Annotated in this window: 12 protein-coding genes; 11 read left to right on the top strand and 1 reads right to left on the bottom strand. The window is 52.2% G+C overall.

What is annotated here, in order from left to right:
- The first annotated feature begins 58 nt into the window (after nt 1-58).
- The 7 genes from NG665_RS08065 (at nt 59) to NG665_RS08035 (ending at nt 4778) form a co-directional block, all read left to right on the top strand.
- Nucleotides 59-1084 (top strand): CpaE/TadZ family protein, encoded by a 1026-nt coding sequence (locus NG665_RS08065; RefSeq protein WP_252673190.1) that lies wholly within the window; start codon nt 59-61, stop codon nt 1082-1084.
- The gene (locus NG665_RS08060) at nt 1084-2244 is read left to right on the top strand and encodes a TadA family conjugal transfer-associated ATPase (protein ID WP_252673189.1); all 1161 of its coding nucleotides are present in this window, start codon (nt 1084-1086) and stop codon (nt 2242-2244) included. Before NG665_RS08065 ends, NG665_RS08060 begins: the two co-directional genes overlap by 1 nt.
- Nucleotides 2229-2930 (top strand): type II secretion system F family protein, encoded by a 702-nt coding sequence (locus NG665_RS08055; RefSeq protein WP_252673188.1) that lies wholly within the window; start codon nt 2229-2231, stop codon nt 2928-2930. Before NG665_RS08060 ends, NG665_RS08055 begins: the two co-directional genes overlap by 16 nt.
- Before the next feature lie 96 nt (nt 2931-3026).
- Nucleotides 3027-3458, top strand: coding sequence for a type II secretion system F family protein (locus NG665_RS08050; protein ID WP_252673187.1), 432 nt, complete (start codon nt 3027-3029; stop codon nt 3456-3458).
- Nucleotides 3459-3714: 256 nt separating this feature from the next.
- Entirely contained in the window at nt 3715-3906 is a 192-nt protein-coding gene (locus NG665_RS08045) for a DUF4244 domain-containing protein (protein ID WP_252673186.1), read from the top strand.
- Nucleotides 3907-3994: 88 nt separating this feature from the next.
- Nucleotides 3995-4333, top strand: a complete 339-nt coding sequence (locus NG665_RS08040; RefSeq protein ID WP_252673185.1) for a hypothetical protein — start codon at nt 3995-3997, stop codon at nt 4331-4333.
- Nucleotides 4334-4337: 4 nt separating this feature from the next.
- Nucleotides 4338-4778: an Rv3654c family TadE-like protein gene (locus tag NG665_RS08035; protein ID WP_252673184.1), complete on the top strand. Its 441-nt coding sequence runs from the start codon at nt 4338-4340 to the stop codon at nt 4776-4778.
- A gap of 140 nt (nt 4779-4918) precedes the next feature.
- Here NG665_RS08035 and NG665_RS08030 read toward each other — a convergent pair whose 3' ends face one another.
- Nucleotides 4919-7201: a DEAD/DEAH box helicase gene (locus NG665_RS08030; protein ID WP_252673183.1), complete on the bottom strand. Its 2283-nt coding sequence runs from the start codon at nt 7199-7201 to the stop codon at nt 4919-4921.
- 308 nt (nt 7202-7509) lie between these two features.
- Between NG665_RS08030 and NG665_RS08025 the strand changes: the two genes are divergently transcribed.
- The 4 genes from NG665_RS08025 to topA all read left to right on the top strand — a co-directional run bounded on the left by NG665_RS08025 (nt 7510) and on the right by topA (nt 14418).
- Entirely contained in the window at nt 7510-9315 is a 1806-nt protein-coding gene (locus tag NG665_RS08025; RefSeq protein ID WP_252673182.1) for a ribonucleoside triphosphate reductase, read from the top strand.
- The gene (locus tag NG665_RS08020; RefSeq protein WP_252673181.1) at nt 9316-10077 is read left to right on the top strand and encodes an anaerobic ribonucleoside-triphosphate reductase activating protein; all 762 of its coding nucleotides are present in this window, start codon (nt 9316-9318) and stop codon (nt 10075-10077) included.
- A gap of 32 nt (nt 10078-10109) precedes the next feature.
- Complete coding sequence (locus NG665_RS08015; RefSeq protein ID WP_252673180.1) at nt 10110-11618, top strand: methyltransferase; 1509 nt, start codon at nt 10110-10112, stop codon at nt 11616-11618.
- 67 nt (nt 11619-11685) lie between these two features.
- A complete protein-coding gene (gene topA / locus NG665_RS08010) occupies nt 11686-14418 on the top strand; it encodes a type I DNA topoisomerase (protein WP_252673179.1) in 2733 nt (910 codons plus the stop codon).
- The last annotated feature ends 1 nt before the right edge of the window (nt 14419 follow it).

Raw genomic sequence — 14419 nt, 5'->3', positions numbered from 1 at the left:
TCCACCTCTTAGGCACGACGACGGTGCGCCACTAGCATCTTAGGGCACGGTTGTATGTATGCGAACAACTTCGAAACATAAAGTCCCAGAACTTGAACTTGTATCTGTGCTCTACCGCGGCAATGATGATTTGATCGCGGAGGAATTACGCCGGTTAGCGCAATTGGTCGGTCTCGATTTTCAGGTAACAACGTTGGCGAATCGTACTATCGACGCGGTGTTGACATTTCGTTCCCAAGGCCTAGAACCGTTGACGGTTCAAGCCCAGTTTCACGATATGTTTGCATCATATTTCGCTCGTGGCGTCGCTCAATTCCATGTTCGAGACGATGCTGCGGATGTGATGGCATTGATGAGTGCTGTGGGGGCTACCGTGCGCGGTAGCGTCATCGGGGTACTTGGCGCTCATGGCGGAGCCGGAACGACGACGATCGCGGCTTGGCTGGCGCGTCTAGCGGCCCGGGAAAAATCGCAGGTAGCTTTGGCAGATTTCAATCTTGCCTCGAACTCGTGGGATGTTTTGCTCGGGATAGATAGCGCGGCAACAAACCGGCAAGACTTATTTAGTGCACAGGGAGTTATTTTGCCGGGCAAACTTGCTCATTCCTTGGCAACCTGGAACCAGGTGAGCGTGTTGCCGAGCCGAGATTGCGAAGTTGATGGACATGCAGGCGAGCAAGGATCGCGAATAATTGGTGCGCTTAGCCAAGTTCATGCGTGGAGTTTTATTGATCTAGGTGTGCTTGGAGCGCACTGGGAAACCCAACGGCAATGGTTGCGATGGTGTGATGTGCTCGTCGTCGTGACCCATCCAACGCCACCAGCGGTAGAAGCATGCCGGCGCAAACAGCAAGAACTAATCGATTCTTCACACACCTTCATCGTAGCAAACACAGTCAAAGCCCACGCCCAAGCTGACGAAATAGCCATTGCTTTAGACTACCGGGACGTTTTTGGGGTGCGAAACGCGGCCAGTGCTCGCGCAGATATTGACCACGGTGTAAGCCCAGGAGATCGTAGCCGAGGCAAGATGGCTAACGACATGAGCCAACTGTGGGATATTATCCGAGAGTCGGTGATGTAATGGCGTTTTTACCGGCGGAACAGATAGCTGCAATCCGGCGTCGTTTGGCTAGTGGCACCACACCGGCAGGAGCAATTAATGCCCAGCGTGGTCTACTAACCAACATCGATATCGCGAACGTTGATGCCCAAGTACGCCACGAAGTAACAGGAGCCGGACTCACAATCGGGCCCTTGCTTGAAGATCCTAGCGTCACTGATGTGGTTGTCAACGGACCGGGTCAAGTATGGGCTGATCGAGGTCAGGGAATGGTTGCAGTTCCGATAGTCGAAGGCGATCAGAGCGTGCGCAGTGCCGGGGCAGTTCGTGCCCTGGCGGTGCGACTGGCAGCTTTGTGTGGTCAGCGCCTGGATGACTCGAGCCCAATCGTTGACGGCACCTTTGCCTCCGGGGTGCGCTTGCATGCGGTTATTGCGCCACTGTCAGCTTCGGGGACGTTGATTTCGTTGCGCACCCATCGTGCGCGCGTCTTTTCGTTAGAGGAGTTGGCGCAGCTAGGTGGGTTGAAGCCGAGTTTGGTGCCGTTAGTGCATGCTCTTGTGGAAAAACGAGCCAATGTGATTATTTCAGGAGCCACGGGTGCGGGAAAGACTACGTTCTTGAATGCAGTATTGAGCCGGGTTGCGGGCACTGAACGAATTTTGATTATCGAAGAGTCGGCGGAGCTTGCTCCACAACATCCGCACGTTTTGCATTTGCAAGTACGTCGCGCCAATGTTCAAGGTGCGGGCGAAGTAACGATGAGCGATCTCGTGCGAGCAGCGATGCGAATGCGCCCGGATCGCATTATTCTCGGTGAGTGCCGCGGTCCCGAAGTTCGAGATGTCTTGGGTGCACTTAACACCGGGCATGAAGGTGGCTGGGCAACTATTCACGCCAATTCCGCCCAAGATGTGCCAGCGCGGTTGGTAGCTTTAGGTGCCTTGGCGAATATGAGTGAAACGACGGTTGGTGCCCAAGTGGCTTCAGCCCTTGATGCGGTCATTCATCTGGAGCGGGTAGGTGCGTGGCGAGGAATTACTCAAATCGCCACTTTTGACCGGGTTCGCGGTGAATTAGTGGCACGAGTCGCGGTAGATATTGGTCGCAATGGTATCGAATACGGCCCGAGTTTTCCAGAACTGTGTCAAAGATTGGAGTTGCCATGTTCGTCCTTATAGCTGGCTTATGCCTGGTATTTGCGATGGTGTTAAGTCTTCCCCAGTCACGTATTCCGCCTCTGGGCTCAAAGATCAAAGGTCTATCCGCCCCGAAGAGGAAGAAGCGTAGTGGGGGAGGCCTAGATATGGGAATGGTGATATCGGAGGTGGCTACTCGCTTACGTTCGGGTGCTGGTCTTGAGCGGGCCTGGGAGAAAGCGATCGAGCCATACAGTTATTTACGAGAGCTTCCTGGCCCGCGTGGCTTAGATGAAGAGGGAGTGCCACATGTTTTGCGCCAATTATGGAAAACTAGTTGGTGGTATCGACGTCGATACCGTATTCCGCAGGCGACGATAACAGCGTTACCTGCGGTTTTTCTTGTGTGCCGAATGTCCTACGGTACGGGCGCACCCGTAGCAGATGTTTTTGATTCGTGCGCTACAGGTATCACGGAGGCCGGTGAAGCTGTGGCGGCGCGCGATATTGCATTGGCAGGGCCACAAACTTCAGCAGTGATGTTGGCATGTTTGCCGGTTATCGGGCTAGCGAGTGGATCTATTTTAGGGGCTGATCCAATCGGATTCTTCTTCTCGTCACTGTTTGGAATTGTTGTTTTGGTAAGTGGTCTAAGTGCTGAAATGCTCGGCGTGTGGTGGGTGTGGCGATTAGTTGCGCGTGCCCGTCGCGAAAGCGAGGAGTTTTAAGTGGTGTTTATTGTTGTAGCTGCCTGGGTTGTGCTTCTATCAGTGCCCTTACGGTTTCCGAAGCGATCAGGTGCACAAGTGGTAGGGAAAGTAGATATGGCGGTCGTTTTAGATGTTGCGGCCGCTGCATTATTATCGGGAAGTTCGTTGCCAGATACATTGCGGATGCTCGGTAAGTCTTTGGGCGGATCGAAAGTCGGGGCAGGGGGATACTCGGCCGATAAACTTCACGAAACTGCCAATATGTTGGTTATGGGGGCAACGTGGGATGAAGCTTGGCGAGATGTCGAAGGTTTTGAGCTCCTTGCTCGAACACTTCAGCCGGCGTGGGTTGATGGGGTTGCTCCAGTGCCATTGCTAGAACGTGCTGCGCGCACTTTGCAACTAACGCGAGTGCGGCGTGCGAAAGAGTCTGCAGGGCGATTGGGGGCTGCCTTAGTGATGCCGCTGGGCTTATGTTTTCTACCGGCATTCATCATTGTTGGTGTGGTGCCGATTGTGGCTGGTTTAGCGACGTCGTTGTGGTGAAGGGTGGCTTGTGGTCACGCTACCTACGCCGTTGGGGCGAGGTTTTGGTCAGTGTACCTACGCCGTTGAATTGGGGGTGGCCCACAAGCACTGCACTTCGGTGTTGGCGATTTACGTTTTCCACAGATGGCGGCGCCAACCAAGCTTTCCACTGATTGGTCTAGATCCATTTAGCTAAGGCAGGGTTTTTGAGAGACTATAAGAGTCATCAAACATGATGAAACAATATCAAAAACCAACAACAAGGAGGGTTATTATGAAGGCGTTATCTATGCTACGCAAGTATCGCAACAGTGTTGAAAGTGGGATGGTCTCTGCTGAATACGCAGTAGGCACCATCGCTACGACGAGTATTGCCGGAATTCTTATTTGGATTGCCCAGCAAGACTGGTTCAAAGAATTGTTTATCGCATTGTTCAAATTTATTTTTGAGCTATTCATGAGCTAATCCGACGCAATTCACCTACTAAAACCGATGATTTTCTGTGGTGGCTGCGCCAATGTGGCCACCACAGAAAAAGTGCAGGAGAAAATAGATGCAGCGCGAAAAAGCGATGGTCAGTGTAGAAACAGCACTGAGTGTAGGGCCACTCATTATTGTGGTGTTAAGCGCGATGCTTCCCCTAGTTGGATGGTTGTATCATATCGAAGCTGGGCATAGCGCTCGCGAGATTGCGCGTGAGTATGCGATACATGGGCCGCGGTCCGCCTCGGGTCTTATTGAAAAAGTTCGTAGCAGCGGTGGTGATGTGCGTATTGAGCACGTAGGGGAATATGCCCAGATAACAGTGGTTAAGAAAATGCCTGATTTTCTGGATTGGATAGGGATAGATATTGCTGGAACTCACCTAGTTGTGATGGAACCTCGAAGGTGATGCTATGGGTAAGAGTGGTGCTGAAAACGCAGCGAGATATATTCAAATCTCGAGCATTGGTAACACCGATACGGTGAGTAATAGAGTCGAACGCGGATCTACAACAATAGTGGTTGTGGGTGTGATTGGTGCGCTCATGGCTTTAGTTAGCATTCTTGCTGGCATAGGCAGGGTTATGGATGCCCAACAAGATCTACAAGATCGTACAGATTTAGCAGCTCTTGCTGTGGCGCAAACCTATCGCTCAACTCAAGATGCGCGGATTTCGTGTGAGCGCGCCCGCAAGTTCGTAGCTGATTTAGCAATGAGATGTTGGGTTCAGGGCCGTGATGGGCATGTTGATGTTCGCTCATATCTCGACGTGGGGTTGATGACGATAGAACTGCACGCTACTGCTCGTGCTGGTCCGCAATATCAAATTGAGAACAGTGTCCAATCTCGATGATGATACTGCACTGTTGCCGAGCTGATTACTCGAGTCCGGATTTCCAGAGCTAACTACTGGCTTTGCGATTGTCAAAGGTGAGGGGATGAGTGTTTATGGTAGGGGGTGTTTATGGAATGTGTAATGAAGGTTAAGTGCGCTTAGCTGGCTGCATCAATCTGCTCTAAAAGCACAGACATGAGGTCTAAAGCACCGCCTTTTGATAATGGCTGATTATTGTTTCCGCATTTGGGAGATTGGACGCATGAGGGGCATCCTGATTCACACGGGCAGGTTGTGAGTGTCTCATGGGTTGCTTCGAGCCACATTCGCCCAGCGTGGTATCCACGCAACGCTGCTCCCGAGCCACCGGAAATCGCATCATGAATAATAATGGTGGGTTGTTGCGTATCAGGATGCAAAGGTGTTGAAAGACCACCGATATCCCAGCGGTCACAAGTTGCCAGTAAGGGGAGCATTGCAATCATGGTGTGCTCGCCACCGTGAAGAGCGCCAGGCAGATCGGCAGTATCTATATGCTGTTGCCGAGTCTTATGTTCAGCTATGGAGATCCATGTTCCTGAAGTAATGAATTCTCGTTCCGGCATCTGAAGTGGAACAGTGCCAAGGAAGATACCGTCACTGGCTCTACGCACGTCATATCCAATAACCTGGGATCGGACGTTAACTGTGCCGTAACTCCATTGCCCGTCAGGTAATTCAATCGCATAAGTGGTTGAGATGATATCTACTGAATTATTGGTGCGTGCAAATGTGCGAATATCTGCGTCCAGGGCAGGTTGAGCCAGTGCTACATCAGCCTGGCATTGGAGAATTTCGAAGGTTCTTCCCTGATGGAGATAGATAGCTCCGGGAAACACCGTGGTGTCGGCACGTGCGCTATCAACTGTACCAAGCACCGTTCCGTCAACGGAATTAACAATAGCTATCGTTGTGTTCTCGCCACGTAAATCCAACAATGTATGGGGCTCGATGCGGGTAGCCGTATTCCAAAACCAGCCGGTGGGGCGGGTGCGCAACAAGTCATTGGCTACCATCTGATCAAGCAGACCGGTAGAAGGGAGGGAGAAAATCGGCATATCGTTTTGCGTCAATGGCAACTCGTGAGCTGCCGCGCACAAATGTGCAGGCATGATTGCCGGGTTCGTGGGGTCGAAAGTTGATGATTCCTTCGGTGGCTGGCTAAGTATCTGAGGATGATTGACGATGTATTGATCAAGTGGGTTATCACGAGCGATAAAAATACCCGTTCCAGAACAGCCAGCTCTACCGGCTCTACCCATTTGTTGGTGAAAAGATGCGTGAGTGCCCGGCCAGCCAGTAGTAATCACCGCATCCAAACCCGCGATATCAATGCCGAGTTCGAGAGCAGAGGTGGTCACAAGGGCGCGCAGTGAGCCATTACTGAGTCGTGCTTCAAGATCGCGTCGCTCTTCGGGTAAGTAGCCGCCACGGTATGCGGCGATGCTTTGAGATATACCCGGATTAAGTTGGAGCAGAAAGTTTTGCGCAAGCTCGGCAACTCGTTCTACACCTTGGCGAGAGCGCACGAAAGTCAAGAGTTGTTTGCCTTCTAGCACAAGTTCTGCAGTTAGCAACGCCGCGGTTTGAGCAGCAGAATCAGATGGTGAGACTGTATATATTTCGCGGGAACTTATAGGGGAACCGTCGTGAGTGATGGCAGATACTGGCCCGAAGGCTGATCCGAGAAAACGTTGTGCATCTTGGCGCGGATGTGCCGATGTAGCAGAAAGGAAAATAACGCGAGGAAAAGCTCCGTAGTGAGCGGCGATGCGTAACGCACGCCGGACGATAAGAGATACGTGTGCGCCGAAATTACCGCGATAATGATGGAATTCATCAACTATTAAATATCGCAATCCGCGCCACAGTCGTGCCCATTTCTCATGCTTAGAGAGGAGTGAAAAATGGAGAAAATCTGGGTTGGATAAAATAATATCTGCATGCTCGCGGGCGAAGTGCCGGGTGGGGGTATCGCTATCGCCGTCGGCAGTGGCAACCACGATGTGGGGGTCTATCTCGTTGGCGAGCTGGGATAAGTTAGCTAATTGGTCAGCCGCAAGAGCCTTAGTGGGTGAGAGGTAGAGTGCAGTAGGTTTGCTACGGTGACGCTTTAACGATTGCGAGATTGAATAAGACAGTATGTCGTTAAGCGCTGGTATCCAGGCGGCCAATGATTTACCAGAGCCAGTTCCAGTAGCTAAGACCACATGGTTATTTTTGCTCAACTCTTCGATTGCTTGAGTTTGATGAGTCCACAGCTCGTTAACGCCACGTTTTGCTAAAGCGTGACGGATTAGTGGTGAAATGTGTGATGGCCATGGTGCAGTGATTGGTGGGCGAGGAGGAAGAACCAGATGCCCAGTGACGGCGTCATGAATACTCGATGGCAAGGAATTCATAGCTGTAGTGTCTCACTTTTTGATACGAAATAGCCTTCTTCCGGCACACAATTTCCGTCACAGTAACAAAAAACTCGTGATATAAACCACAGCGGATTTTCCGGCAAGGTGTGTCCTGCGCGAGTTTTAGCCATAGTTCACCATCGAGAGAATTTCCCATCCAGAATCACTACATATAGGGTCGGCGTGTTCTGCTAGACCGATATGTAGTGTTCGGAGTACCGTAACTTTTACGCGCACCGAAGCACGCAGCGGCGCAATATCCAAAGTTGTGCAAAAGAAAAGACATAAAAAGAAAGGCCAGAACCGTGAGCCGCCACATCGATCCCGTCGAATCAATCCAAGAATATCTCACCCGTTCCGACTGGCGAGTTAATGCTAACGCCAACCAAGACTACTCCTTGGGTGGTCTTATCTTGAACAATGCGGGAAAGATGGTCGCCAACTACTGGCTCGATGAAGTCTTTTCTCCTGAAGCAGGGCACGCTCACCGCGAAGGTGACTTCCATATTCACGATCTCGATATGCTCTCCGGCTACTGCGCCGGCTGGTCCTTGCGTCGCCTCCTCGAAGAAGGGTTCAACGGAGTTTCCGGAGCGATTGCTGCCAATCCGCCAAAACACTTCTCCTCAGCATGCGGCCAAATCGTCAATTTCCTCGGAACCCTACAAAATGAATGGGCCGGAGCCCAAGCCTTCTCCTCATTCGATACCTATATGGCTCCATTCGTTCGCCTCGACCAGCTCAGCTACGACGAAGTCAAACAACACATCCAAGAACTGATCTACAACCTCAACGTCCCATCACGCTGGGGTAGCCAATGCCCGTTCACCAACCTCACCTTCGATTGGAATTGCCCAACCGATTTAGCCGAACAAAACCCCTTAATCGGAGATGAACTGTGCGACTTCACCTACGGTGAACTCGCCGAAGAAATGGCGATGATTAACCGCGCCTACATGGAAGTAATGATCGAAGGCGATGCCAACGGCCGCGTCTTCACCTTCCCAATCCCTACCTACAACATCACTAAAGATTTCGCGTGGGATAGCGATAATGCCACCTTGCTCTTTGCAATGACCGCCAAATACGGCCTGCCCTACTTCCAAAACTTTATTAACTCCGAACTCGATCCAGGCATGATCCGATCGATGTGTTGCCGCCTCCAACTAGACATGCGCGAACTACTCAAACGTGGCAACGGACTCTTCGGTTCAGCCGAACTAACCGGATCCATCGGCGTCGTCACTATGAATATGGCTCGGCTGGGCTATCTGTATGCCGGTGACCTTGAGCGCCTTTACGAACGTCTCGATACGCTACTGGACATGGCTTGCGATACGCTCGAACGCCGTCGAAACGCAGTCCAAGGATTTATGGATGGTGGACTCTACCCATACTCCCAACGCTACTTGGGCACGCTCAACAACCATTTCTCAACCATCGGGGTCAACGGCATGAACGAAATGGTTCGCAACTTCACCCTCGACGACTACGACATCACCGACCAACGCGGGCACGCCATGGTTGCCGACATGCTCGACCACATCAACGCTCGCCTCGTCGATTTCCAAGAGCGCACCGGAAACCTCTACAACCTCGAAGCCACCCCAGCCGAAGGCACCACCTACCGGCTGGCAAAGGAAGACGCAAAGCGTTTCCCGAATATCATCCAAGCTGGAACCCCAGATCAGCCCTACTACACCAATTCCTCCCAACTCCCCGTCGGATTCACAGATGACGCTTTTGAAGCCCTCGAACTTCAAGACGAACTTCAATGCAAGTACACCGGCGGAACTGTGCTCCATCTATATATGAACGAAGCAATCTCCTCCCCCGATGCGTGCAAGGAAATCATTCGTCGTGCCCTAACCCGATTCTCCCTGCCATACATCACCATCACCCCAACCTTCTCTATATGCCCAGTCCACGGCTATCTCAAAGGTGAACATGAAACCTGCCCAACATGCGCTGAAATGAACCCAAGCCAACCCCAAGAATGTGAAGTGTGGACTCGCGTCATGGGATACTTCCGCCCAGTTCAGTCCTTCAACATCGGAAAGAAGGGCGAATACGCAGAGCGGCAGATGTTTGTGGAGAAAGCACTGTCATAAATGAGCACACCACTTGCCAGTGCGTCTGACCTAGCCATCGCAGGATACGTTCCACTATCTACGATCGACTGGCCAGGCGCACTGTGTGCTTCAGTTTTCTTGCAAGGCTGCCCGTGGCGATGCGTGTATTGTCAAAACACTGAGCTGATCGATCCGCGCGCGAACGGAACAGTGACCTGGGAAGAATTCGATGCCTTTTTACAACGACGCCAAGGATTGCTTGACGGCGTCGTATTTAGTGGCGGTGAAGCTACCCGGCAGTTGGCGTTAGCACCCGCAATCAAACACACCCGTGAGCTAGGTTTTGCGATCGGGTTGCACACTGCAGGAGCATATCCGGCACGGTTTGCTCATCTACTTCCCGACGTCGATTGGGTAGGCCTCGATATTAAGGCACTACCAGATGGCTATCGCCCAATTATTGGCGCCGATGCCGGCGCAAAAGCCTGGCATTGCCTAGATCTGTTATTGGCACAGGTAGCCGAGCGAGCCGGTAGCGAGCGCCCACTAACCTACGAGGTACGCACCACCATCTATCCGAACTCAACAGTTGCCCACGACCTGCCGCGTATCGTCGAAGAACTACGCACGCGCGGAGTGGAGAACTTTGCGCTCCAAGAAGCACGCGAGCGCGGCACCTCGCCGCAATTCCAAAAACAAGCGCGTTCGTGGGATCTATCTGCCTGGCAACAAACGTGGACTCAACTCGTAGCGATGGTGGAAAACGCCGGCTTTTCCACGGTGGCGATTCGCCCGGCGTAATTTCGCAATCAGCCCGGCATAATAGTTCCATGATGAGTTTTCAGTTTTTTGACGCCCTACGCGGCGATCTCCGCGACTACACCCCAGCGAAAATCGCGGAACTAATAGGTGATAGCGCGCTCGCGGCCTTGGCACGCGACGAAGCCGTCCCTGCCCAGGTTGCCGCGCAAGCGGCCGGTGGTCAGCTGGGTTTAATGCTACGTCTGTGGTGGATCGGCGATCCGCTCTCGGTTGAAGAGGTCGCGCGCGCGATCCCGAACACATATCGCGCCACCGGTGGAATGCCAGGGTTGGGAGAAATTTTTACTGACGACGCCGGTGGGGTGCGTTCTCGATTCCAGCTTGTTCCGATTGGGATAGGTGAGGAATTGCTATGGATAGCTTCGGATCGCGGTTCCCTTCAAGGCGCCCGGCATAAAACTGACCATGTTATGGGCGTTGGAGGTGCGACGCGCACACTGGCTGGACTAGCCCACTATGAACCAGGCCAGCGCGTGTTGGATTTGGGAACCGGGTGTGGCATTCACGCGATTTTGGCAGCCAAAGCTGGCGCGGTTGTGGTTGCAACCGACATATCAGCCAGAGCCTTAGCCTATGCCCGGTTTAATGCGGCGCTCAACGAGGTTGATATCCAGGTGCGGGAAGGGTCGCTGTTCGATCCGGTTGCAGGTGAGAAGTTCGACGTCGTCGTCTCTAATCCGCCATTTGTGATTACCCCAAGCCAAGTGCGCGAAAATCTAGGAACGATGGAATATCGTGACGCCGGTGTGCCTGGCGATACATTGGCGGCGCAGATTGTGGATGCGGTCGAAGATTATTTGTCGCCGGTTGGCTCAGTCTATATGTTGGCTAATTGGGAGATTAGTGGTGGTAGGCAACCGCTTTGGGATTCCCATCCGCGCGCGTGGTTTGCGCACAGCGATTTAGCTGCGTTGGTGGTCCAACGCGAGGTGATCGCCGTCGATCAATATATTGAAATGTGGTTACACGACGGCGGTTTGCGTGCGGGCAATGCGGATTATGCGCCAGCATATCGGGCCTGGCTGGAAGACTTTGCTAGGCGCAACGTGTCACACATCGGGTTCGGTTATCTGCTAGCGGGCAGCGTGGCTGGCGGTATGGAATCGGTTCCGGCGCGTAAGTTTTTTGACTTACGTGGCGCGCCACCCCAGGATATGCACAGTGTTATCCGCACGATGGGACTGGTTCCGAATCTGGACGATGAAACGTTGTCTTCATTACGTTTAGTGAATGAGGGGATCGAAGAACATCGGTACTATCATCCGGGAGCGTCTGATCCGTGGCTGATCTCGTTTACGTCGAATCGGACGTTTTCGGATCAGATTCAGGCAGATACAGTTTTGGCTGGTTTTGTCTCGGTTTGCGACGGGCAATTAACGGTAGGGCAGATCATCGAAGCCTTGGCACAAGTCTTAGAAGTAGATAGTGGTCGATTGCGTGAAGACCTCCTCCCACAGGTTGTCCACATGCTTGAATTAGGCATGCTTGAGATAGTGGAAAACGCCGAAGATGTGGATTGATTTGTGTTTGGGTGGCACAGATGAGGTATGTTTACAACCAGAACCCTCCTATATATAAGGACGTAACGTGACAAAGCTAGTGATTGTAGAGTCTCCTGCTAAGGCGCGCACTGTCGCCAACTTTCTTGGTGATGAGTACGATGTGACGGCCAGTATTGGTCATATTCGTGACTTGCCTAAGCCTTCGGATTTGCCTGCAGATATGAAAAAAGGTCCCTTTGGCAAGTTTGCTGTTGATGTGGAGCACAACTTTGAGCCCTACTACGTCGTTAATGCGGATAAGAAGAAGAAAGTCAGTGAACTTAAGGCTGCGTTGAAGAAAGCAGACGAGCTGTGGTTGGCAACAGATGAGGATCGCGAGGGGGAGGCCATCGCGTGGCATCTGCTCGAAGTTTTACAACCAAAGATCCCAGTTAAGCGTATGGTGTTCCATGAAATCACCAAGGAAGCGATCCAGCGCGCGTTGGATGCCACCCGCGATCTGGATACCAAACTAGTTGACGCTCAAGAAACTCGTCGTATTCTTGATCGCCTTGTTGGCTATGAGGTTTCGCCGCTGCTGTGGCGCAAAGTTGCCCCGAGCTTGTCAGCTGGCCGAGTTCAGTCAGTTACCACCCGCCTAGTTGTTGAACGCGAACGCGAACGCATGGCCTTTGTGCCTGCCGGATACTGGGATGTTAGCGTCGATTTAACAAAAAATGCTGAGACCTTCACCGCGAAATTGCTCGAGATTGATGGGGCGCGTATCGCGGTTGGAAAAGATTTTGACGACGATGGTCAGCTCACTGCTAAGTCAGCCAAAGAAGGGGTTAGAGTTCTCACCGAGGCTGATGCTCACGCAGTTTCAGCCGCGCTTAATTCTGGACAATCCACCGTTGCAAGTGTGGAGACTAAACCGTATCGACGTCGTCCAGCTGCGCCGTTTACTACTTCGACTTTGCAGCAAGAAGCCTCGCGTAAACTGCACATGAATTCGCGAGACACGATGCGAGTAGCGCAGTCGCTATACGAAAACGGTTTTATCACCTATATGCGTACCGATTCAGTTAATCTTTCCAGCCAAGCTATTGCTGCTGCGCGTTCGCAAATTAAAGACATGTACGGCGTACAGTCGTTGCCAGACAAGCCACGAATTTACGCTACGAAATCTAAGGGTGCACAAGAAGCCCATGAGGCTATTCGGCCTGCCGGTGATTCTTTCCGTACTCCAGCTCAAGTCTCAACCCAGTTGCGTGGGCGCGAGTTTGACTTATATGAGTTGATTTGGAAACGCACGGTTGCCTCACAGATGGCAGATGCTACCGGGTCTACTGCGTCGGTACGTCTGGTGGCAGACTTAGGTATCGCTGGAGGTATGCAGGCGCGGTTGGGTGCTTCGGGAACGATTATTACCTTTCCAGGCTTTATGGCTGCTTATGAAGAAGGTAAAGATAAGAAGCGTTACGAAGAACAAGCTGAATCGCGATTGCCCGAACTCGTTGCGGGTGAGAAGATCGCACACGTTCAATCTCAGGCAGGTGGGCATGAGACTGCGCCGCCGCCACGCTACACTGAAGCCTCGTTGGTTAAGACGATGGAAGAAAAGGGTATTGGGCGGCCATCTACCTACGCCGCAACGATCTCAACCATCACTGATCGTGGATATGTTGATCGCAAAGGTCAAGCACTTGTGCCAACCTGGCTCGCCTTCGCTGTGATCCGTTTGCTTGAGGAGAATCTGCCCGATCTTGTCGATTACGATTTCACGGCAGATATGGAAGAAGATCTCGATAGGATCGCTGCCGGTGAAGAAAATCCAGTTCAATATTTGGGTGGTTTTTACCGTGGTGACGGCGATAAGAAGGGGCTACGAGACCAAGTCGATGGGCTAGGCGATATTGATGCGCGGGCAGTTAATACCATTGATATTGGTGATAATATTGCGGTTCGAGTTGGCCGCTACGGACCATATTTGGAGCAAACAAACGCCGATGGTACCGCAGGCAAACGTGCCTCTGTTCCACCTGAGGTTGCCCCCGATGAACTCACGATAGCCAAAGCCCATGAACTCCTAGATGCTGCCATGGAAGAAGATCGCGTATTGGGGCAAAACGAGAAGGGATGGGACGTCGTCGTCAAAGATGGTCGATTCGGTCCTTACGTTTCCGAAGTCGTCCCAGACGATGCGGTTCAACTAACCCCAACGGGCAAAGTTTCGAAGGTTAAACCAAAGCCCGCAACTGCTTCGCTATTTAAGTCGATGAATCCAGATACGGTGACGATCGAGCAGGCAGTGCAGTTATTGTCGCTGCCGCGCGAACTTGGCGAAATTGATGCGGAACTTGTAACGGTTCACAACGGACGATTTGGTCCCTACATGCGTAAAGGTTCAGATTCGCGATCCCTCGAATCCGAAGAACAAATCTTCACAATTACGTTGGAGGAAGCGAAAGAAATTTTTGCTCAACCTAAGCAGCGTGGCAAACGTCAAGCCCAGCCACCGTTGGCGGAACTTGGAAAAGATCCGGTTTCGGGCGGCACGATTCTACTAAAAGATGGCCGTTTCGGATTGTACGTCACTGATGGTGAAACCAATGCATCATTGCCGCGATCTGAGGATCCAAATCAGATTACTGCCGAGCGCGCCCAAGATCTGTTGGTACAACGTCGGTTGAAGATTGCTGAGCAAGGCGGGCCAAAGAAACGCAACGCGACCAAGCGTACCGTGAAGGGTGCCGGCAAGAAGAAAGCGACTGCGAAGAAGTCGACGTCGGCGAAGAAGCCTGCTACGAAAAAGGCAGATTCTGACAAGAAGGCGTAGC

The sequence above is a fragment of the Arcanobacterium pinnipediorum genome (assembly GCF_023973165.1).
GTDB classification, from domain to species: Bacteria; Actinomycetota; Actinomycetes; order Actinomycetales; family Actinomycetaceae; genus Arcanobacterium; species Arcanobacterium pinnipediorum.
The sequence above is the reverse complement of the archived record's forward strand: the minus strand, read 5'-3'. Positions and strand labels throughout refer to the sequence as shown.